The organism is Paenibacillus sp. P32E (genome assembly GCF_001909085.1).
Taxonomy (GTDB): Bacteria; Bacillota; Bacilli; order Paenibacillales; family Paenibacillaceae; genus Paenibacillus_AQ; species Paenibacillus_AQ helianthi.
The window spans coordinates 27,861-46,703 of record NZ_LVYY01000012.1; the positions used below are offsets into that span (position 1 = coordinate 27,861).

General features: G+C 52.5%; 23 protein-coding genes. 1 reads left to right on the plus strand and 22 read right to left on the minus strand.

Annotation, left to right across the window (positions count from 1 at the left end; translation table 11 throughout):
* Window positions 1-21 precede the first annotated feature (21 nt).
* The 22 genes from A3848_RS12510 to A3848_RS12615 form a co-directional block, all read right to left on the minus strand.
* A complete protein-coding gene (locus A3848_RS12510; RefSeq protein ID WP_178381988.1) occupies window positions 22-501 on the minus strand; it encodes a hypothetical protein in 480 nt (159 codons plus the stop codon).
* Window positions 502-664: 163 nt separating this feature from the next.
* The gene (locus A3848_RS12515) at window positions 665-1,543 is read right to left on the minus strand and encodes a TlyA family RNA methyltransferase (protein ID WP_074085278.1); all 879 of its coding nucleotides are present in this window, start codon (window positions 1,541-1,543) and stop codon (window positions 665-667) included.
* A gap of 46 nt (window positions 1,544-1,589) precedes the next feature.
* On the minus strand, window positions 1,590-3,494 hold the full coding sequence (dxs, locus tag A3848_RS12520) for a 1-deoxy-D-xylulose-5-phosphate synthase (RefSeq protein ID WP_074085279.1): 1,905 nt from the start codon (window positions 3,492-3,494) through the stop codon (window positions 1,590-1,592).
* A 98-nt stretch (window positions 3,495-3,592) separates the two neighbouring features.
* Window positions 3,593-4,540 carry a polyprenyl synthetase family protein gene (locus tag A3848_RS12525; protein WP_074085280.1) on the minus strand — a complete coding sequence of 316 codons (948 nt, stop codon included), beginning with the start codon at window positions 4,538-4,540 and terminating at the stop codon, window positions 3,593-3,595.
* Window positions 4,527-4,784, minus strand: coding sequence for an exodeoxyribonuclease VII small subunit (gene xseB, locus A3848_RS12530; protein WP_074085281.1), 258 nt, complete (start codon window positions 4,782-4,784; stop codon window positions 4,527-4,529). Before xseB ends, A3848_RS12525 begins: the two co-directional genes overlap by 14 nt.
* Window positions 4,768-6,141: an exodeoxyribonuclease VII large subunit gene (gene xseA, locus A3848_RS12535; protein WP_074085282.1), complete on the minus strand. Its 1,374-nt coding sequence runs from the start codon at window positions 6,139-6,141 to the stop codon at window positions 4,768-4,770. Before xseA ends, xseB begins: the two co-directional genes overlap by 17 nt.
* Before the next feature lie 9 nt (window positions 6,142-6,150).
* Entirely contained in the window at window positions 6,151-7,014 is an 864-nt protein-coding gene (gene folD, locus A3848_RS12540; protein WP_074085283.1) for a bifunctional methylenetetrahydrofolate dehydrogenase/methenyltetrahydrofolate cyclohydrolase FolD, read from the minus strand.
* Between the two features lie 84 nt (window positions 7,015-7,098).
* Window positions 7,099-7,548, minus strand: coding sequence for a transcription antitermination factor NusB (nusB, locus tag A3848_RS12545; RefSeq protein WP_074085284.1), 450 nt, complete (start codon window positions 7,546-7,548; stop codon window positions 7,099-7,101).
* Window positions 7,549-7,746: 198 nt separating this feature from the next.
* Entirely contained in the window at window positions 7,747-7,980 is a 234-nt protein-coding gene (locus A3848_RS12550) for a DUF2273 domain-containing protein (RefSeq protein ID WP_074085285.1), read from the minus strand.
* A gap of 15 nt (window positions 7,981-7,995) precedes the next feature.
* A complete protein-coding gene (gene amaP / locus A3848_RS12555) occupies window positions 7,996-8,535 on the minus strand; it encodes an alkaline shock response membrane anchor protein AmaP (protein ID WP_074085286.1) in 540 nt (179 codons plus the stop codon).
* 73 nt (window positions 8,536-8,608) lie between these two features.
* The gene (locus A3848_RS12560) at window positions 8,609-9,025 is read right to left on the minus strand and encodes an Asp23/Gls24 family envelope stress response protein (protein WP_074085287.1); all 417 of its coding nucleotides are present in this window, start codon (window positions 9,023-9,025) and stop codon (window positions 8,609-8,611) included.
* A gap of 116 nt (window positions 9,026-9,141) precedes the next feature.
* On the minus strand, window positions 9,142-10,485 hold the full coding sequence (gene accC, locus A3848_RS12565; RefSeq protein ID WP_074085288.1) for an acetyl-CoA carboxylase biotin carboxylase subunit: 1,344 nt from the start codon (window positions 10,483-10,485) through the stop codon (window positions 9,142-9,144).
* A 56-nt stretch (window positions 10,486-10,541) separates the two neighbouring features.
* On the minus strand, window positions 10,542-11,048 hold the full coding sequence (gene accB / locus A3848_RS12570) for an acetyl-CoA carboxylase biotin carboxyl carrier protein (RefSeq protein ID WP_074085289.1): 507 nt from the start codon (window positions 11,046-11,048) through the stop codon (window positions 10,542-10,544).
* Between the two features lie 280 nt (window positions 11,049-11,328).
* A complete protein-coding gene (locus tag A3848_RS12575) occupies window positions 11,329-12,246 on the minus strand; it encodes a SpoIIIAH-like family protein (RefSeq protein ID WP_074085290.1) in 918 nt (305 codons plus the stop codon).
* A gap of 118 nt (window positions 12,247-12,364) precedes the next feature.
* Window positions 12,365-13,009, minus strand: a complete 645-nt coding sequence (gene spoIIIAG, locus A3848_RS12580) for a stage III sporulation protein AG (RefSeq protein ID WP_074085291.1) — start codon at window positions 13,007-13,009, stop codon at window positions 12,365-12,367.
* Between the two features lie 36 nt (window positions 13,010-13,045).
* The gene (gene spoIIIAF, locus A3848_RS12585; RefSeq protein ID WP_074085292.1) at window positions 13,046-13,837 is read right to left on the minus strand and encodes a stage III sporulation protein AF; all 792 of its coding nucleotides are present in this window, start codon (window positions 13,835-13,837) and stop codon (window positions 13,046-13,048) included.
* A 26-nt stretch (window positions 13,838-13,863) separates the two neighbouring features.
* Entirely contained in the window at window positions 13,864-15,117 is a 1,254-nt protein-coding gene (gene spoIIIAE / locus A3848_RS12590; protein ID WP_074085293.1) for a stage III sporulation protein AE, read from the minus strand.
* A 50-nt stretch (window positions 15,118-15,167) separates the two neighbouring features.
* Window positions 15,168-15,557 (minus strand): stage III sporulation protein AD, encoded by a 390-nt coding sequence (gene spoIIIAD, locus A3848_RS12595; RefSeq protein ID WP_039875230.1) that lies wholly within the window; start codon window positions 15,555-15,557, stop codon window positions 15,168-15,170.
* Window positions 15,558-15,566: 9 nt separating this feature from the next.
* Window positions 15,567-15,770 (minus strand): stage III sporulation protein AC, encoded by a 204-nt coding sequence (gene spoIIIAC, locus A3848_RS12600; protein ID WP_020426549.1) that lies wholly within the window; start codon window positions 15,768-15,770, stop codon window positions 15,567-15,569.
* Between the two features lie 13 nt (window positions 15,771-15,783).
* Window positions 15,784-16,302 carry a stage III sporulation protein SpoIIIAB gene (gene spoIIIAB, locus A3848_RS12605; RefSeq protein WP_074085294.1) on the minus strand — a complete coding sequence of 173 codons (519 nt, stop codon included), beginning with the start codon at window positions 16,300-16,302 and terminating at the stop codon, window positions 15,784-15,786.
* Window positions 16,295-17,299 carry a stage III sporulation protein AA gene (spoIIIAA, locus tag A3848_RS12610; RefSeq protein ID WP_074085295.1) on the minus strand — a complete coding sequence of 335 codons (1,005 nt, stop codon included), beginning with the start codon at window positions 17,297-17,299 and terminating at the stop codon, window positions 16,295-16,297. Before spoIIIAA ends, spoIIIAB begins: the two co-directional genes overlap by 8 nt.
* A gap of 83 nt (window positions 17,300-17,382) precedes the next feature.
* Entirely contained in the window at window positions 17,383-17,646 is a 264-nt protein-coding gene (locus tag A3848_RS12615) for a YqhV family protein (RefSeq protein WP_371915991.1), read from the minus strand.
* A 276-nt stretch (window positions 17,647-17,922) separates the two neighbouring features.
* On the opposite strand from A3848_RS12615, the gene A3848_RS12620 reads away from it, so the two are divergent.
* A complete protein-coding gene (locus A3848_RS12620) occupies window positions 17,923-18,789 on the plus strand; it encodes a YitT family protein (RefSeq protein ID WP_074085296.1) in 867 nt (288 codons plus the stop codon).
* The last annotated feature ends 54 nt before the right edge of the window (window positions 18,790-18,843 follow it).

Genomic DNA, 18,843 nt, shown 5'->3' on the forward strand with positions numbered 1-18,843 from the left:
CTGTATGGTTAAGTTAACTTTCTAAGTGGATTCGCCGTCATCTTTACCAAGCCTGATCTCATGGATCACGGAAGTGACGGTATTGACATATAGCACTCCGCTGCAGTCCGGATAAATCAGCAGGTACGGCAAAAGTGAATCCCGGAGGCTGCTGCCGGTAAAGTCGAGCGTTTTGCGCGGGCGGGATAGAATGACTAAATAGTAGGAGTCCTCTTCCTTGCTCGCAACATAATCAATGAACAGTCTGCTGTACATGGAAGCCCCGTCTACATTAAAAGACAGCGGAATCTTCAGTTTGCCTCCAATCACTTCGTAGCCCGCTGCTTCCAGCAAATCAATGGAAGGATGAGGCAAAATGACTTTATTCAGCGGCAGCCTGTCCTTAATGAACGAACGCGGGGAGCTTTGCAGCCATATGTAAATCCGATAAATGATAAATATTGCGACTGCCAGTCCAATTAGCACCATTACGGCTTTATCAGAGCCCGCCACCTTCATCACCTCGGTGATTAATTCGCGTGAACCCCGCTAAAATCCTGCTTTGGCAGCCGAAATCGTAGTTGAAAGTGATTGTAGCAATTCCACATAGAGGAAAGATAAGGCTAGACTACCTTATTCCTCTGTATATTGCAAAAAAGCTTTGGTACAGTCAAAAAGAAACTCATCACTTGGATGAGTTTCCAGATTTGCTGACTTTGAAGGTTGCTGCCGCTTCCTTGATCACGGCCTCAGCAAGTGCTGCGAAATTGTCCGGCTGTAGTTCTCCTGAAGGCTGTTCATCGCCGGACTCCACTGCCTCAGGCAGGAGCTTCCAGTGGGCCAAAAACTCGATATTGCCTTCACCGCCAGTGATGGGGGAGAAGGTTAAGCCTTTCAGCTGGTAGCCCAGTTCTGCAGCCATGCCCAGAACGTTCATGAGCACCTCTTTGTGGACAGCCGGTTCGCGGACCACACCGGATTTCCCGACCTTTTCCCGGCCGGCTTCGAACTGCGGCTTAATCAGTGCGGCAATATCTGCAGGGCGTTCAAGAAGCGCCATCAGCGGCGGTAAAATAATCTTCAAAGAAATAAATGATACATCTATACTGGCAAAATCGGGAACAGGGCCTTGAAGGTCGGGTGGGGTCATATAACGGAAATTCGTCTGCTCCATCACACTTACCCGTTCATCATTGCGTAGACTCCAGTCCAGCTGATTATAGCCTACATCAATAGCGTAGACATGGCTTGCTCCGTTCTGGAGTGCGCAATCGGTAAAGCCTCCTGTTGAAGAACCGATATCCAGCATGGTGCGCCCGTTCAGGTCAATGCCAAACTGCCGCAGCGCCTTCTCCAGCTTCAACCCGCCACGGCTGACATAAGGGTGCACTGCACCTTTTACCCGTAGGACGGAGGAACGCAGCACCTTCATCCCGGCCTTCTCAATCCGCTCCTCATTCGCAAGTACCAACCCAGCCATGATAGCAGCCTTGGCCTTCTCACGGCTCTCGTAAAATCCTTGTTCCACTAACAATACGTCGATCCGTTCCTTAGGGTGTTCCATGGTCATCTCCTGATTGTTCTTAGGCTTGCCGCTTCAACTGTCCTGTTCAGGAGGTTGAAGTCGTCTTATAGGCAAATGAGCTCGATGCCTTCATCACCTTGATCCGGCTGACTACTGCTTCAACAGTCAATCCGGTTTGCTGGCGCTGTTCTTTGATTGAGCCATGCTCTACAAAGATATCCGGCACGCCCATCAAATGAACACGGGCATCATAAATTTCATGCTCCGCATAAAATTCAAGCACCGCGCTGCCTAGACTTCCCGCCTGGCTGGCTTCTTCCAGTACAATCATGCCGGTGCCCGCATGGGCCAGATCCAATAGCATGGAGCTGTCAAGGGGCTTCAGGAAGCGGGCGTTGACAACACTCAACTGAATGCCTTCCCGCTTCAGCTGCTCTGCCGCTTCTTCAGCCACCTGAACCATAGGTCCGCAGGCGAGTACAGCGTAGTCATCGCCTGGACGCAGCCGCTCCCAGGAACCGATTGGAAGTACCTGCAGCTCGGTATCCATGTCAACACCGGTGCCGTCAATCCGCGGATACCGGTAAGCGATCGGACCATCATTATATTCAAGAGCTGTCTTCATCATATGGCGCAGCTCGTTCTCATCCTTCGGCATCATCATCACCATATTCGGAATATGGCGCATAAAGGCTATATCATATACCCCTTGATGTGTCTCGCCGTCAGCACCGACAAAGCCTGCACGGTCGATAGCGAACATAACATTGGCGTTATGACGACAGATATCATGCACAATCTGATCATAGGCCCGCTGCATAAAGGTAGAATACACTGCATACACAGGTTTCATCCCCTCCATCGCCAAGGCTGCGCATAAAGTTGCCGCATGCTGCTCAGCAATACCGACATCAATCATCCGGTCGGGAAATTCCTTGGCGAAAGGGAACAGTCCTGAGCCGCCAGGCATCGCCGGAGTCACTGCGATCAGCCGCTTGTCTTGACGGCCCAGTTCAATTAATGTCTGACCAAACACTTCAGTATACATAGGATTCCCGACAGCTTTTAAGGACTGTCCGGACTCAATTTTATAAGGAGAAATCGCATGTGATTTGTAGAAATCGGTTTCAGCAGGTTTGTACCCCTTGCCCTTAGTAGTCAGAACATGCACCAGTACAGGACCGGATACATTATCGGCTTGATGGAAGGTGTCAATCAGCTTCTCCATGTCATGACCGTCGACCGGTCCAAGGTATGTGAAGCCAAGCTCCTCGAACAACACGCCGGGAACCATCATATATTTAAGACTGTCTTTCACATTCTGGGCGGTCTTGGCCAGCCTTCCACCGATGGCAGGAATCTTCTTCAGCAGTCCTTCGACTTCATCCTTTGCACGCAGGTAGTGGCGGTCCGAACGGATTTTGCTCAAATAGTTGTGCATTGCCCCCACATTCGGCGCAATCGACATTTCGTTGTCATTGAGGATAACCATCAGCTTGCGGCGTTCGTGGCCGATATGGTTAAGTGCTTCAAACGCCATCCCGCCGGTCAGCGCTCCGTCCCCGATTACAGCGATAACCTTGTTGTCTTCGCCTTTCAGATCACGGGCCATGGCCATACCCATTGCCGCTGACAGCGAAGTACTGCTGTGCCCGGCTTCCCAGACATCATGTTCACTCTCCGAACGCTTAACAAAGCCGCACAATCCGTCTTTTTTGCGCAGCGTGTCAAAACGGTCCTGGCGGCCGGTCAATATCTTATGGACATATGCCTGGTGCCCTACGTCATATATCATTTTGTCCCGGGGACTATCATAACAGTAGTGCAGGGCCAGCGTGAGCTCCACTACCCCCAGATTGGAGCCGAGGTGCCCGCCGGTTGCAGTAAGCTTCTCGATCAGAAACCTGCGGATCTCCTCCGCAAGGGTAGCCAGCTCCTCGACTGACAAAGATTTAAGTTGCTGAGGATCATTTATTTGTGGAAGCAGCACGAGTATTCCCCGCTTTCCTAGATGTTGTAAAATATATATAAACCCCATTATAACACAAACGAAACGGCTGTCGAAATACAGCCGTCCCGGAATTCATGCTAGTGATCACGCTTCATCAGGTATTCCGCGATGTCCAAGAGGCGGGTACTGTCGTGAAAACCGCCTTCAAGTACTGCACTGCGGGCGGCCGCTGTCAGCCGCTGGACTTCTTCGCGGGAGGCGTCCAGCCCGATAAAGTACGGGTAAGTCACCTTCTGCTGCTTAACGTCGCTGCCTGTTTTTTTGCCGAGCTTGCCTTCGTCCCCGACCAGATCAAGAATATCATCCTGAATCTGAAAGGCCAGTCCGATATGGGTTCCGAAATCACGCAATGCTTCAAGCTGTCTGCTGTCTGCCCCTGCAATTCGTCCGCCTGCCACAAGGGAGAAGATGATCAAATCCCCTGTCTTATGTTGGTGGATGTACTGAAGCTGCTGGAGATCGGTAAGCCCCTGTTCGCCCTCCATATCGGCGATTTGTCCTCCAACCATGCCCCGCGGGCCTGCCATTTCTGCCAGATCCTCAACAACGGAAAGGGCCCTGTCCGCTGAAATGCCATGTCTCCGTGAAGCCTGGACAACGCTGTAAAAGGCATGTGTCAGCAGCGCATCTCCGGCCAGAATCGCCGTAGCCTCGCCAAACACCTTGTGATTCGTCAGTTTGCCGCGCCGGTAATCATCATTATCCATAGCGGGCAGATCATCGTGGATCAGCGAATAGGTATGTACCATTTCGATTGCAGCTGCTACCGGCAGAGCCGCTTCACGGCTGCCTCCCAGTGCCTCGCAGGCGGCGATCACCAGCAGCGGGCGGAGACGCTTGCCCCCGGCTTGCAGGGAATAGTTCATCGCATCCTTCAGACTGCCGGGTACCTTCCAATGCTCAGGTAAGGCCGCCTCCAGCTCCTTCACAACCAGGCCGCTGATCTCCGTAATATATTCACTCAGCGGCTGACGCTGCAGATTACCCGTAAGCTCTGCCGCCTGTTTGGGCTCAAAGCGACTCATCGCCGTCACCTTCCAGCCGGGCACCGAATGGTTTCTTACGCAGTTCTCCGTCCATCTCGGTGATCATTTCGATTTTGCGCTCCACCTGCTCCAGCTTACTTCCGCACAGCTGCGAGAGCTTCATGCCCTGCTGAAACAAATCGATTGCCTTTTCCAGGGGAACGTCGCCGTGCTCCAGCTCACGCACGATTTCTTCCAGCCGCTCCATGGCTCCTTCAAAGTCCAATTCAGCTTCCTTCGCCATTCGTTATGCCATCCTCCTTCATTCCCCATACCTGGCAGCTTAGCTGTCCGTCATTCAGCTTTATGTTGACCATATCGCCAAGTTCTACTTCGTTCAGCGATTTGATTAAGTGCTCTTCCTGCTCGTCATAGACGAGACTGTACCCCCGCGACATCACCTTAAGCGGACTGAGCGCATCGAGATGGCGCAGCTCGGCAGCAAAGCGCGAGCGCTTCTCCTGCAGGCGCACCTGCATAGCACCCGCAAGCTCGCGGGTGATGCTCTCGGTGCGCCGCCGCGCCGCGCTGACACTCGCCTGCGGGTGGAAGCGCTGCAGGCTGTGATGCAGCACGGCCTGGCGCTCCCGCGCTCGGCCGTGCCGGTCTCTCGCTGCGCGGAGCAGCCCCCCGCGCAGCATGTCCAGCCGCTGCGCGTGCTGGGCCAGCTGGCGGCGTGGGCCGACCAGCGCCAGCGAGCGCTGCAGCGAGGCCAGGCGCTCGCCGCCACGCTGCGAGCGGCGCAGCAGCCCCTGGCGCAGGCGCTGCTGCGCCGTGCGGAGCTGCGCCGCCAACTCCGCGGCATGCGGCACGGCCAGCTCGGCCGCCGCCGTCGGGGTTGCCGCCCGAAGATCGGCGGCGAAGTCGGCGATCGTGAAGTCGGTCTCGTGGCCTACGGCCGAGATGACCGGAATACGGGACGCCGCAATTGCGCGGGCTACGACCTCCTCATTGAAGGCCCACAGTTCTTCCAGGGAGCCGCCCCCTCGTCCGACAATGAGTACATCGGCTTCGCCCATAGCGTTTAGATTCTCAATCGCCTTCACAATGGAAGGCCCTGCACCTTTCCCCTGTACCAGGACTGGATACAGCACAACTGCAACCTGCGGAAACCGCCGCTGCAGCGTGATGATAATGTCCCGCACAGCCGCACCTGTCGGGGAAGTGACTACCCCGATGCAGCGGGGAAACCGAGGGAGCGGCCGTTTGCGTGCCGCCGCGAACAGGCCTTCCAGCTCCAGCTTATTCTTCAGCTGTTCATAGGCCAGGTACAAACTCCCGATACCATCGGGCTGCATATGCGTGGCATAAAACTGGTACTGCCCGTCCCGTTCGTAAACGGTCACATTGCCTCTTGCGATCACCTTAGTCCCTTCCTTCGGCACAAAGGGCAACCGCTGGTTATGGGAAGCGAACATGATGGACTTGATCCGGCTGCTCTCATCCTTAAGGGTAAAATACATATGACCGCTGCCATGGTGGGTGAAATTCGAGATTTCCCCGCGAACCCATACATCGGAGAGTACTATATCCGAATCGAGCTTCATGCGAATATAACGGTTAAGCTCTTTAATTGAATAAACCTGCCGATCTGCCGCCATGGGCGCTACCTATTCCTTATCCAGGCCGCGGCGGCGTTTGGCTGCAGTCAGTGTATTAGCCATCAGCATGGTAATGGTCATCGGTCCTACGCCACCAGGTACCGGAGTAATGTATCCGGCAACTTCCCTCGCGCTTTCATAGTCCACATCTCCAGCCAGCTTGCCGTTATCCAGACGGTTCATTCCAACATCGATAACTACCGCGCCCGGCTTCACAAAAGAGCCGTCAATGAAGTTGGCCCGGCCAATAGCAACAACTAGAATATCTGCCTGACGGCTAAGTTCAGCCATGTTCGCAGTCCGCGAATGACACATCGTTACCGTAGCATTCTCGCGCTGAAGCAGCAGGGATACCGGTTTGCCGACAATGTTGCTCCGTCCGATTACGACTGCATGCTTGCCGGACATTCCGGTGCCTGTGCGTTTGATCAGCTCGATCACACCCGCAGGCGTGCAGGGCAAGAGGCTGTCATCCCCGATAACCAGATTGCCGACGTTAATCGGATGGAAGCCGTCCACATCTTTTTCCACAGCAATGGCATTAATTACAGCCTTCTCGTCAATGTGATTTGGAAGCGGAAGCTGAACCAGAATACCGTCAATTTCATCCCTGCGGTTCAGTTCAGCTACAAGCGCCAGCAACTCTTCCTGACTTGTCGCAGCATCCAGTCTGTGCACTTCGGAATGGAACCCCAGTTCAGTACTGGATTTTTCTTTATTGCGCACATAGACCTGAGATGCAGCGTCTTCGCCAACGAGCACAACAGCAAGACCAGGCTTTACGCCCCGTTCGGCTAATGAGGCAACTTCCCGGGCAATGTCGATACGAATTTCGTCAGATACTTGTTTACCGCTGATAATTGCTGCTGTCATGTAATTCTCTCCCCTTTTATCTGCTTTGAAAGTTTGGATGAAGCGTGAAACCTGTACATTCTTATATTTCGAAAAAAACAGCTTTTACAGATCCGTCTTAAGCGTATCAATCTCCTGAATCATCTTCCCAAGCACACCGTTAACGAACTTTCCGGAATCATCAGTGCCAAAATGTTTGGCCAGATCAATGGCTTCATTGACAGAAACCTTGGCTGGCACATCATTCGCAAAGACCATCTCATAAGTAGCGAGACGGAGAATCTGGCGGTCCACCCGTGAGAGCCGGCTCATCTGCCAGCCCTTCAGGTAATGCTCCAGCATATCATCAATGGCCATCTTATGTTCCCACACACCGTTCACATGCGCTACAACATATGCTTTCAGCTCGATTTCGTCTGTAATTACACGCTCGGTCTCATTTTCTTCCGAAGCTTCGGCTATCAGCATTTCCACCGCTTCCGAACTTTCCACTTCATTCATTTCCATCTGATACAGGCTTTGGACAATAATTTCTCTTGCTAAACGTCTTTTCATGTGTTCCTCCTACAAACATATCTTGTTTGCTTATATTGGGTGTATCATTGTTTCTTCCTGCAACTATTGTAAGCTTAATGGAGCAGGTTCTATCCTCTAAGAGAGCACCAACTGCAAAAAAAACCGCGCAGCCCTTCCTCCGGCATCAGGCAACTCATACGTACGGGTTCCAGGCTCCGGAAGAAAAACTATCGCGGTTCATTTGAAAGGACGCCAGCGTCCGGACAACCGCCCAACCAGCTCCTGCCACTGAAACAGCGGGGGCTGAGCGGTGTCCTTTCTTTTGCCAAGCGTATATCCTATGAACACAACCAGTGCAAAGAACAGCATATCCCAAAAACCGCTAATCAAATAAATCAACCCGAGAACGACACCGAAGGTGACTCCGGCAATTCTACCCCCGTGACTTTCCCATACTGCTTTCCACAACATAAGGGAAACTCACCTCTATTCCACTCGACTTTTGAAGCTTGGAGACTGTGTGAGGTTAGCAATGTATACCGAGACGTCCGCTACCGGAATACCGGTCGTTTCCTGCACAAAATCATGCACCTGACGCTGAACCTCGGTAGTCAGAAGCGGAAGGGAATGCTCCCCGTCCACCACTGCGCGGATCATAATCTCAAGACCCGCCTGCGAAACCCGGATTCGCGACTTCAGATCTCTGATGCCCTTGACTTTGCCGGCAGCCTTCAGGCTCAGGTTCTCAATCGTTTCCATGGAGATTTGAATGTCACCATACTCTGTGCGCTGATCGACCGAAGGCAAGGATGCCCGGTCACGCCGCAGTGAAATGTAGAAGAAACGGATGCTCAGCAGGAACAAAATCACAGCAACAGCTATGGCAGCTATATATGCCTCAGGTCTGTCCAGCATTTCAAAGGAGTCCGGAATGGCACCGCTTAACAGGAGGATGGCAATTACAGATAATATTCCGATGCATAAGCTGTAGAGGAACAGCAGGAGCCTGTCCAAAATTTTTGCCACGAGTCTCATAACCTCCTTAAATTAGAGTAAACCCTCGACGGTGCTGTCGGGGGTTTATGGAAGAAAGCTGGCTTTATTTCACGCGGAGAACCGCGTCCGTTTCTTCGTTCTTGTCTACAGCGGTATTGCTGCGGAACTGAACATCATGAATATGCACATTCACTTCAACTACGGTCAGACCAGTCATGGTCTCAATGGAACGCTTCACGTTGCGCTGAATTTCAGCAGCCACTTCCGGGAGACGGTTGCCGTACTCGATAATCACGGACACATCCACTGCAGCTTCGCGTTGCCCAACCTCTACCTTTACACCTTTGGAGAGGTTCTTACGGCCAAGAAGCTCAACAATGCCTCCGGCAAAACCGCCGCTCATGCCTGCCACGCCTTTAACTTCCACGGTTGCCAAACCTGCGATTACCTCAATCACTTCTGGAGCGATCTGGATTTCACCGATTTCCGTACGTTCGTATTCTGTCGGCAATGTACTCATTGTGGACTCACACCTTTCAAAGAAAAAGTTGTTCAATATTTCAAGCGCAAAGCACGTCTCTTATTAAACATACTATATCATTTGGCGAACTTTATGACAAACAAAGCAAAGCCGTCCTAAATTTCATAATCCTCCAGGAATTTAATATCAAAATTACCGTCCAAAAACACCGGATGCTCCAGCAATTTCTGGTGGAATGAAATCGTTGTATGTATGCCTTCCACAGCAAATTCGGAGAGCGCCCGCTTCATCTTGGCGATGGCTTCCTGGCGGGTCGGAGCCCATACAATTAGCTTGGCAATCATCGAGTCATAAAAAGGGGAGATCGTATACCCCGGATATGCTGCGCTGTCCACCCGTACACCTAAACCTCCCGGCGGCAGATAAAAGCCGATTTTGCCCGGTGAAGGCATGAAGTTCTTCTCCGGATCTTCCGCATTGATCCGGCATTCCATGGACCAGCCATTAATATGAATGTCTTCCTGGGTAAAGGATAAAGGGTTGCCTTCCGCAACAGAAATCATCTCTTTGATCAGGTCGACACCCGTGACCATTTCTGTTACCGGATGCTCAACCTGAATCCGGGTGTTCATTTCCATGAAATAAAATTGGCCATCCGGTCCAAGCAGGAATTCGAGTGTACCCGCACCCGAGTAATTCACGGCTTGTGCCGCACGTACGGCAGCCTGGCCCATGGCATCGCGGATATCCTGAGTCAGAACCGAGCAAGGTGCTTCTTCAATCAGCTTCTGACGCCGGCGCTGCACAGAACAGTCCCGTTCCCCCAGATGCACCACATTGCCATGGTTGTCGGCAATAATCTGAATCTCCACATGCTTCATACCCGTCAGGAATTTCTCCAGGTAAACCCCGGCATTGCCGAAGGCCTTTTGCGCTTCCTGCTGGGCAGCTGTGATCTGCTTCACCAGGGATTCCTCATCCTCGGCTATGCGGATGCCCTTGCCTCCGCCGCCTGCAGTAGCCTTGACGATAATCGGGTAGCCGATATCGCGGCCCAGCATGACTGCCTCCTCCACATCGCCCACAAGCCCGTCAGAGCCCGGAATAATCGGAACACCTGCCAGCTTCATCGTTTCCTTGGCCACAGCCTTGTCACCCATGCGGGTGATGGCATCCGGCGAAGGTCCGATAAAAGTGATGTTGCAGGATTCACAAATCTCTGCGAAATCCGCATTCTCGGCCAAAAATCCGTAACCGGGATGAATGGCGTCGCATTCCGTCAATGTAGCTACACTCATAATATTGGTAAAGTTCAGATAGCTGTCCTTGGCTGGCATCGGGCCAATGCAGTACGCTTCATCAGCCAGCCGGACGTGCAATGAATCCCGGTCAGGCTCCGAGTAAACCGCAACGGTGGATATGCCCAGTTCACGGCAAGCTCTGATAATGCGGACCGCGATTTCACCGCGGTTGGCAATCAACACTTTTTGAATGTTCATGCGTTTCCTCCCAAAGTTTAACGAAGCTAGCTAGCTCCTCATGATTCTCGCGGCTGTTATTCCGGTTTGACCAGGAACAGCGGCTGGCCATATTCAACAAGCTGGCCATTCTCCGCGAGTACGGACACGATTTCGCCTCTGACTTCCGCCTCCAGCTCATTCATCAGCTTCATGGCTTCAATGATGCAGACCGTTGACTTTTCACTAACCCGGTCGCCCACATTGACAAAGGATGGGGTTTCTGGAGAAGCGGCACTATAAAAGGTCCCTACCATCGGCGAGACAATTTTATGCAGTGTGCCTTCCGTAGAGACCGGCTGCTGAGCTGCTGCCGGAATTTCGGTCACTGCCGCAGGTGCAGCATACTGCTGGCTTTGCGGCTGAGGGGCTGGCGTATAAGGATAGGCATAGGGAGTCGCCTGAATCGCCATTGCATCCGCTTCAGAGCGATCCGGTTTGCGGATAGCAAGCTTCATTCCTTCGCTTTCAATCTCCAGTTCGTGTACGGAGGAGGTTTGGTCCAGCAATTTAATCAATTCCTTAATTTCGCTTAACTTGAACATTCAATAGTTCACTCCTTCAGCTTTCTCTCGAAGCCACAAGCAAAAAAGGCTTCTCCGTTCTTCTCAGGAAGCGTATGCTTCAAATGACATGCAGTTTTACCCGAAACGCTTTCAGATACCCGCTTCTTGCAAGAAATATAAAAAAGAAAAACAATGTGTCACTTATTCTTCTTATATTCCAAGATAACTTTATGTATTATATCACAAACGCTAGAAATGGAAAGAGCCCGGGATAACCCGAGCTCTTTCGGCATTTTCTGTTATTTTTCTCAAATGGATATTATTGCTCGGATACATATTGGACTCTGATCTTATCCTGTGGAACACTCAGTTCCTTCATAACGAGGTCTACAATTCCAACCGCCTGCTTCACATCGAGCTTGTCGCTGAGGACAACAACAGTATAGGTATCGCCGGATTCCTCTTTGACAATGGCTTCACCGTACTTCTGCTGCAGCTGATCCTCAACGCTGGTGATTTTGGATTCCTTTTCCTCCAGCTTATTCAGTTGCTCATTGGCTGCCGCATTCTCGGCAGGGGTCTTATCCATGTTATTGATTGTGGCGAGCAGATCGTTCTGGTCTTTCAGATTCTTCTGCTCGCGTTCGTACAGATAGTTGGTAAATAGGCTGCTGGCTGAAACACTTTGTGAAGCTACTTCGTCCAGGATTGCAGCGTCGCCTTTAGCTGGATTCTTCTCCGTATTGGCGGCTGCGCTGTCTTTGCCTGTTTTCGTGTTATTTTTGTCTGTTTTGGAGGGACTTGCAGTAGGGTCTGAAGTCGGAGCCGGTGTCTTATCGGCTTCTGCTGTAATCGCTTTTTCTGCGGAATTGCCGGCATCAGCGGCTGTGCTAGCCTCATCGGTTACTGCATTGGCAGCCTTGTCTTTATCATTCGATGTGGCCGCCTTACTACTGTCATCTGTAGCGGCAGTTGTGCTGCTGTCTTTCTTCACTGTGGCATTGCCTGCATCCCCGGCAACCCCTTGGGTAGATACTTCGTTGATAACCAGTCCGCTGTCCAGAGCAGGAGACTGGGCTCCGTCAGCTCCGCTTTTAATATTATCCACCTGCATACTGCCAGCCGTTTCTTTGGGGAGAGAGACGCCCGAGTCTTCCGTGAATAAATAGTATGCGGAGAGAACCACCATCAAACTGAGCATGGAAACCAACCAAATTGTCTGTCGTTTGCCCTTCATTTTTAATTCCTCCTAAAAGTTTTGTTAGCATCTACTCCCTGGATTCACTTCGTACAAAACTCACTCCGGAAGCATTCGCTTAGTTTTGTTAGCATGCACTTCAGTACTTATGAATCGGCTATTCCTGCTTGCGCGGAACTACGGAAATACGGTAGCTTGGCACGTTCAGGCCTTTCTCTATCGCCTCTTCAATCAGACCCCTGACAATTTTGTTCTCTGCCCCTTTGGCGACAACCAGTACACCGCGCACCTGGGGTTTGATCCGCTTGGTAATAATCGGAGTTTCATCGCCTGACTGGCTGTAGGTGACGATTTCGCCATCCCTTGTGTACTGTGTGGTATGACGTTTACCGCCGCTGGCATCCGTCTCTTCGCTCTGCTGCTGGGAATCGTTCATATTGCGCTGTACTACGATTTCCTCTGTAGAATCCACAGTAACCATGATGTCCACTGTGCCGACGCCGACGATTTTCTCCAGAATCTCTTTGGTGCGGTTCTCCATCGCCTGTTCAATGGTGCCAAAAGAATTAGAGGCTGCTCCATCCCCCTGCTGCAGGGTCGCCTGTGAACTTTCGATTGGCGGTGGCTCACGCCCCGTATTCTCGCTGTCCAGCTTCTTCACATTCACGAAGGAGTTGAACAGCATAATCGCAGCGCCGAGCAGCCCGAGAATGATCAGCCAGCGGAAGGTATGACTCCTCTTCGGACTGCCGGAACCGCCGCCTCCTGCCCATTGCTCCAGTTTTTTCAGCCAGTTGCCCATCTCTTATCCTCCCTGCATTTACGTGATTGGTCAGGTTTACAGCTTTGCTTCTCCGGCAGTGCTCTTCTGCACCTGAATGACTTCCCGGCTCAGATTCCAGTTCTGCTCCAGCAGCTTGATGATCGACTCGGTTTGGTCTTGGTCCATCCCTTTTCCAGGTGTGGCACTGCTGCCCTCCGGTATGTCAGGTGAGGATGTTGCGGATGCTGCAGCGGAATCCTCATCGGTATCAGAGCCCAGATTAACCTGTACCGGCTCTACTGGTGTAATACCAATTGACTCTGAGGGGGAGCCTGTTGTTGTGCCCGCCGCCGGCCCGCTGCCGCTGCCTGAGGCAGAGACTGCTGGTGGAAAAGAAACCTTCACCGAAGCTATCACCGGCACTGCTTCACCCTGAGTGGTATCAGAGGCTTTTCCCATCCCCAGTGTCACCGTAACCTTGGCACCCTGCACCCCAGTGATCCCGGCAATCTGGTTACGCATCTGCCCGGCAACCTCTTCAGCAGCTAGCTTCAGGCTCTGCTCCTGCGCTCCTGCCGCCAGCACCCGGCCGTCTGCCAGAATCTTCTCCAGAGAACCGGCTCCTTTCCCTGCTCCCGAGAACACTCCGCCTTTCTTCTCCTGCTGATTCATAGCCAGGCTAAGCTCTCCGGTGACATCCCCCTTCAGCAGGGCCACAATCGGGCTAAGCAGGGTCAGCAGCACCAGAAGGCTAAGCACCAGCCTGGCATACCGCTCCATGGATTTGCTAGGCAGCAGCATTTCCACAAAAGCGGCCAGCAGCACCACCAGAATAAGTTCCCTAAGCCAACCGCCCAACCAGGTCATTGTCTTTCCTCCCTACAGTTTGTGCCTCACCTCATCATGACGGTGACATTTCCGGCGGTCAGCATAATCGTGACGGCCAGGAAGAACATGAGCGATACGGCGGCCAGTGCCGCGAACACGTAGATCATGCTCTTGCCGATCGTCTGCAGACAAGTAACAATCGGCGTCTCGCCCAAGGGCTGCATTACGGCTGCAGCCACGTTGTAGATGAGGGCGAGCACGAGTATTTTAATGGCCGGAAATGCGCAAAGGAACAAAATGATAATGACACCTGAAAGCCCGATGGCGTTCTTCACCAGAAGCGATGCAGAAATCACCGTATCGGTGGCATCCGCGAACATTTTGCCGATGACCGGCACAAAGTTTCCTGTAATATATTTGGCGGCGCGGAGGGTTACTCCATCCGTCACCGAACTGGTAATTCCCCTGACGGAGATGACTCCAAGAAACACGGTCAGCAGTACACCCAGCAGTCCGGCACCGACATTTCGCAGCAGATTGGCGAGCTGGGTTAACTTGTATTTCTCCGACATCGCGCTCACCAGATGCAGCACCGCCGAGAAGAAGAACAGCGGGAAAATCACGGTATGAATGAGCGTGCTCACGGTATGGATCATGAATACAATCAGCGGATGGGTGACGGAGACTGTCACGATATTCCCCATGGATGCCAGCAGCGCGAACAGCAGCGGGATCATGGCCATCATGAAGTCAGACATATGGTCGATGGCATCCTTTGCATATCCTATAGCTACATTAAAACTGTTCACGGCAATGACCAGCACAACCATGTAACAGAGCATATAGGCGATTTTGCTAACCGATTTGCGTTCAAAAGCGGTCTGCAGGGTCTCAAGAATCATGCTGAGCACACTGATCATAACGATCGTTACCAGCAGCTTGCCATTGAATAGCACCTCATGCCACATGTAGGAGGTCAGGCCGGACATTACGCTTTTGAAGCTTAGGCCGTTGTCTCCCGGAAGCAGCATATCCATCAGCGAAGGTGTTTTGCCTTCCGGAAAAAATCCCCCGTAGTCCTTCATCAGCTGATTCCAGTATGACTCTACCTCGCCTGTAGGCAGATTCTGCACCTGCCCCTTCACCCAGTGGTCTACTGCGGAAGAACCTCCCTGAGCTGAGGGCTGCGGTGAAGGTGTAGGTGGTGTAGTGGGGGCTGCAAAGGCCGTTCCTGAGCCCCACAGCAGCAACAAGAGGAAGGGCAGAAGGAGCAGGATTGTTTTTAGTTTTGGTGGCCGAAAAACATTGCGCACGCACATACCCTTTCCCCCGCTCTGCTTCTAACTTCTTCTGCCGTCAAGTGGCTAGCTCATGCCGGCAGAAGCTTCATCACCGTCTCGATAATAATGCTGATAATCGGCACGGCCAGCACCATAATCAGCACCTTGCCGGCCAGCTCTATCTTGGAAGCAATGGATTCCTGCCCGGCATCGCGCACAATCTGCGCTCCAAACTCTGCGATGTAGGAAATCCCGATAATTTTGAATACGGTTTTGATGTAGATCATTTCCATTCCCGAGGACTCCGCCACCCGCTCCAGCGTCCCCAGAATCGTTCCGATCTTGCCGATCAGGAACAGGAAGATCAGAATGCCTGCGGCAGTGGTCAGCAGGAAGGCGAACATCGGCTTTTGTTCCTTTAGTACGAGTATCAGGACCGTCGACAAGAGCCCAATTCCCACCACTTGAATGATTTCCATAGCCTTGGCCTATTGAAAAAGAAAAATCGTTTTAATTTCCTGGAGCAGGCCGTCCAGCATGCGGATGACCATAAACAACACGATGATAAAGCCGACAATGGTTACCCAGTGGGCGATGTCTTCCTTGCCCATCTGCTTTAGCACCGTGTGGATCATGGCGATAATGATGCCGATGCCGGCAATTTGGAAGATTGCGTTGACTTCAATATTCATTCCTGGCACCTCGCTAAAAGATCAATATGACGATCAATGCTCCAAGCAGCAGACCCAGGCTTTTGCTCATTTTTTCATATTTGCCCTGATCTTCTCTGGCCACTGTCTCCTCCTGTTTCAACTGCTGCAAAGCCAGCGCGATGTGAGTGCTCTGATTCGATCTGTCGCTTGTGCCCAGCGTGCAGCTGAGCTGACGGAGTATCTCCTTCTCCGTGCCTTTCAACGAAGCCGCCTTCCAGTGCTCCTCCATCGCCTTCGAGATCGCTTCTTCGGCGCTCCGGTCCAGCGGGGGGCTCATCTCCACGGCCGCAGTGGTGAAAAAAGCTTTCAGCGGCTCCTTCGACTGCATCCCGATGCGGCGCAGCGCTTCCGGCAGCGGGGTATAGCCGTACTGAATCTCGGTCTCCAGCCGCTGCAGGGCTGCAATCAGGCCTCTGATATGCCGCGGCCTGTCTGCATACTGTGCAGCCCGCTTGAAGCCGGCCAGCGTGCCTGCCAGGACGATAAGCACCGCTCCGAAGAGCTTAAGCATGGCGTTCACCGCCCAGCGCTTCCCCAGGCGAGACCAGCAGCAGGCTGCGCTTCTGCCCGTCCAATATCCGGAAGGTCAATCCCGCTTCTGCCCGGTGCAGGATGACATAGCGCTCGAACATCCGATGCTCCAAGAGTGCGCCCAGGCCGGGCCGCCGGGCCAGCTCGGATACTTCCTTGCCGTGAGCCGAAGCTACGACCGAGATGCCCGCGTGCAGCGCTTCGGTCACCGCTTCGGCATCCTCAAGGCGGCCGATCTCATCGGCGATCAGCACATCGGGCGAGAGCGAACGGATCATCATCATCATGCCTTCGGCTTTGGGGCACCCGTCGAGGATATCTGTCCGGGGTCCGACATCAAAAGCGGGAATGCCGCGGCGGCTGCCGGCGATTTCAGAGCGTTCGTCAACGATGCCGACCTTCAGACCGGGCCGGCTGCCCTCTCGCACGTTCTTTCCACCTGCTGAGATCTGTCTGGCAAGATCGCGCAGCAAAGTGGTTTTGCCATGCTGCGGCGGCGAGAGAATCAGCGTATGCATGATCCGCTGCCGGCCCTTGTCGAGCAGGTAAGGCAGAACGCCGTCGGCAATGCCCGGCACCTCCCGTGCAATTCGCACATTGAAACCGGTAATGTCCCGTAGATGCTCCACGCCCCCGCCGCTCAGCACAGTCCGCCCGGCCAATCCAATCCGGTGCCCCCCGGGGATCGTAATGAACCCCTTGCGAAGCTCCTCTTCCATTGTATAGAGCGAATGATTGCTGATCAGGTCCAGCAGCCGGTGCGCATCTTCCCGGTCCGGCTTGTACGCTTCTTCAGGGTTCAGCGTCAGACTTCCACTTGGGCCGAGAAAATGGTATTTGCCCCCGGAATAATTAATTTCCAGCGGACGTCCTTCGCGGACGCGGATCTCTTCCACTTTTTCGAGCAGCGGAGCCGGTAAGCCTCTCAGCAGCGCCCTAACTTTTTCAGGAAACAATAGCAGCCATTCATTAGCCATGCAGAGTACCCCCAAGTTGTCCTCTTCTTTAATAGCTTTAATCCATACTTATGCTTGTACGCGTGCTTTATGACTATCATCTATCATTTTTTTAGAATTCCGATTAAGAGAAAGGCTACCCCGCAGCCAATCCAGCCAAGCTTGCCCCATGACAGCTCCTGCGCCATCCCCGTCAGACCGACCGCCGTAGTCAAAATCAGAATAGTCGGTCCTACGAGAGCCAGTCCGGAATTAACCGCCAGTGCCTTGTCCACCTGGTTCAGCTTCAACATGATCAGGGCCGCCGCTATTTCCACACTGCCCGAGAGCAACCGCAGCGCTGCCATCCAGCTCACATACTTGTCCAATCCTTTTCACTCCTTTCCAAAAATCTTATCCTAGGATTCTCACGATATTTCGTGCTGTTATCCATAGATATGCGGGACGGGCTCGCTTTAGACAAGAAGAAATGAACGATTATACCAATCAAAGTGTGAAAGAAATCATAGTGCCCCCCTCTATAAAAAAATATCATCAGTATGATAAAATAAATTTTGCACGTTTCAAATAAGTTGATTTGGAAAATATAAGTGTTCGTTGTTGGACAGACTATTTAGACATCGGAAGAAGAGGGGATTCATGTCATGCAAGTTCGCAATGTTGTAGTGCCGCTCGTTTCAGGGCCCGTAGCCAAACAAGTCAAAGAAGTCGCTATCATTATTTTCTCGGCCTTTCTGTTAGCGAGCGGGCTGCGCCTGTTCCTCATTCCGCATCAGCTACTGAGCGGCGGAGTTGCGGGAACGGCATCCGTCATCGGTTATCTAACCCATCCAAAGTACATTTCACTGTATTATTTCGCCATCAATCTGCCCATCCTGATTTGGGGTTTTGTCGCTGTGGGAAAAAAATACATCTGCTATAGTCTGCTGTCGGTCGTGTCGACCACATGGTTTCTCAACATTATTCCGTTAATCAAGCTGACCAAAGACCCTATTCTGGCAAGTATCTTTGGCGGAGTTATCATCGCAGGGGGGGTAGGCTTCTCACTTCGTGCCGGAGGATCTTCCGGGGGATTTGATATCCTGGGCTCCATCATTACCCGCAAACGCGATATTCCGATGGGCACAGTACTGTTTGTAATGGATGGACTGGTCATACTGAGCCTGGGCTTCTTCAAAAGCTGGGACTCCGCCCTGTACGCCATGCTCTGTATTTTCGTCAAAAGCCGTGTAGTCGATATGATCCATATCCGTCATATCAAGCTGACCTGCTTCATTGTCACCAAGGAGCGCGAAAAGATGCTGAGCCGTCTTACTTGTCTGCCCCATGGCGTCACTGTAGTCAATGCGGAAGGCGGATACAGCCACGAGGGCAATACCATGCTCATGACCGTAACCACCCGCTACGAACTGGCAGAGCTGCGCAAGACAATCCTTGAGACAGACCCCAAATCGTTCGTCAACGTATTGGAGACTGTGGAGATTGTTGGCCGGTTCAGAAGATTGGGATAAAAAAATGCCCCGAGGCCAATTAAGGCTTCGGGGCATTTCATATGAGTAAGGCTT

Coding starts and splice junctions, on each gene's coding strand:
- A3848_RS12550 (WP_074085285.1), bottom strand. CDS start 7,980: ATGTTGTGGAAAGCAGTATGGGAAAGTCACGGGGGTAGAATTGCCGGA.
- folD (WP_074085283.1), bottom strand. CDS start 7,014: ATGACAGCAGCAATTATCAGCGGTAAACAAGTATCTGACGAAATTCGT.
- spoIIIAB (WP_074085294.1), bottom strand. CDS start 16,302: ATGCTTAAGCTCTTCGGAGCGGTGCTTATCGTCCTGGCAGGCACGCTG.
- spoIIIAE (WP_074085293.1), bottom strand. CDS start 15,117: ATGTGCGTGCGCAATGTTTTTCGGCCACCAAAACTAAAAACAATCCTG.
- spoIIIAF (WP_074085292.1), bottom strand. CDS start 13,837: ATGACCTGGTTGGGCGGTTGGCTTAGGGAACTTATTCTGGTGGTGCTG.
- xseA (WP_074085282.1), bottom strand. CDS start 6,141: ATGGCGGCAGATCGGCAGGTTTATTCAATTAAAGAGCTTAACCGTTAT.
- spoIIIAD (WP_039875230.1), bottom strand. CDS start 15,557: ATGGAAATCATTCAAGTGGTGGGAATTGGGCTCTTGTCGACGGTCCTG.
- A3848_RS12515 (WP_074085278.1), bottom strand. CDS start 1,543: ATGGAACACCCTAAGGAACGGATCGACGTATTGTTAGTGGAACAAGGA.
- A3848_RS12525 (WP_074085280.1), bottom strand. CDS start 4,540: ATGAGTCGCTTTGAGCCCAAACAGGCGGCAGAGCTTACGGGTAATCTG.
- spoIIIAG (WP_074085291.1), bottom strand. CDS start 13,009: ATGGGCAACTGGCTGAAAAAACTGGAGCAATGGGCAGGAGGCGGCGGT.
- nusB (WP_074085284.1), bottom strand. CDS start 7,548: ATGAAAAGACGTTTAGCAAGAGAAATTATTGTCCAAAGCCTGTATCAG.
- A3848_RS12620 (WP_074085296.1), top strand. CDS start 17,923: ATGCAAGTTCGCAATGTTGTAGTGCCGCTCGTTTCAGGGCCCGTAGCC.
- accB (WP_074085289.1), bottom strand. CDS start 11,048: ATGTTCAAGTTAAGCGAAATTAAGGAATTGATTAAATTGCTGGACCAA.
- accC (WP_074085288.1), bottom strand. CDS start 10,485: ATGAACATTCAAAAAGTGTTGATTGCCAACCGCGGTGAAATCGCGGTC.
- xseB (WP_074085281.1), bottom strand. CDS start 4,784: ATGGCGAAGGAAGCTGAATTGGACTTTGAAGGAGCCATGGAGCGGCTG.
- spoIIIAA (WP_074085295.1), bottom strand. CDS start 17,299: ATGGCTAATGAATGGCTGCTATTGTTTCCTGAAAAAGTTAGGGCGCTG.
- A3848_RS12560 (WP_074085287.1), bottom strand. CDS start 9,025: ATGAGTACATTGCCGACAGAATACGAACGTACGGAAATCGGTGAAATC.
- spoIIIAC (WP_020426549.1), bottom strand. CDS start 15,770: ATGAATATTGAAGTCAACGCAATCTTCCAAATTGCCGGCATCGGCATC.
- A3848_RS12575 (WP_074085290.1), bottom strand. CDS start 12,246: ATGAAGGGCAAACGACAGACAATTTGGTTGGTTTCCATGCTCAGTTTG.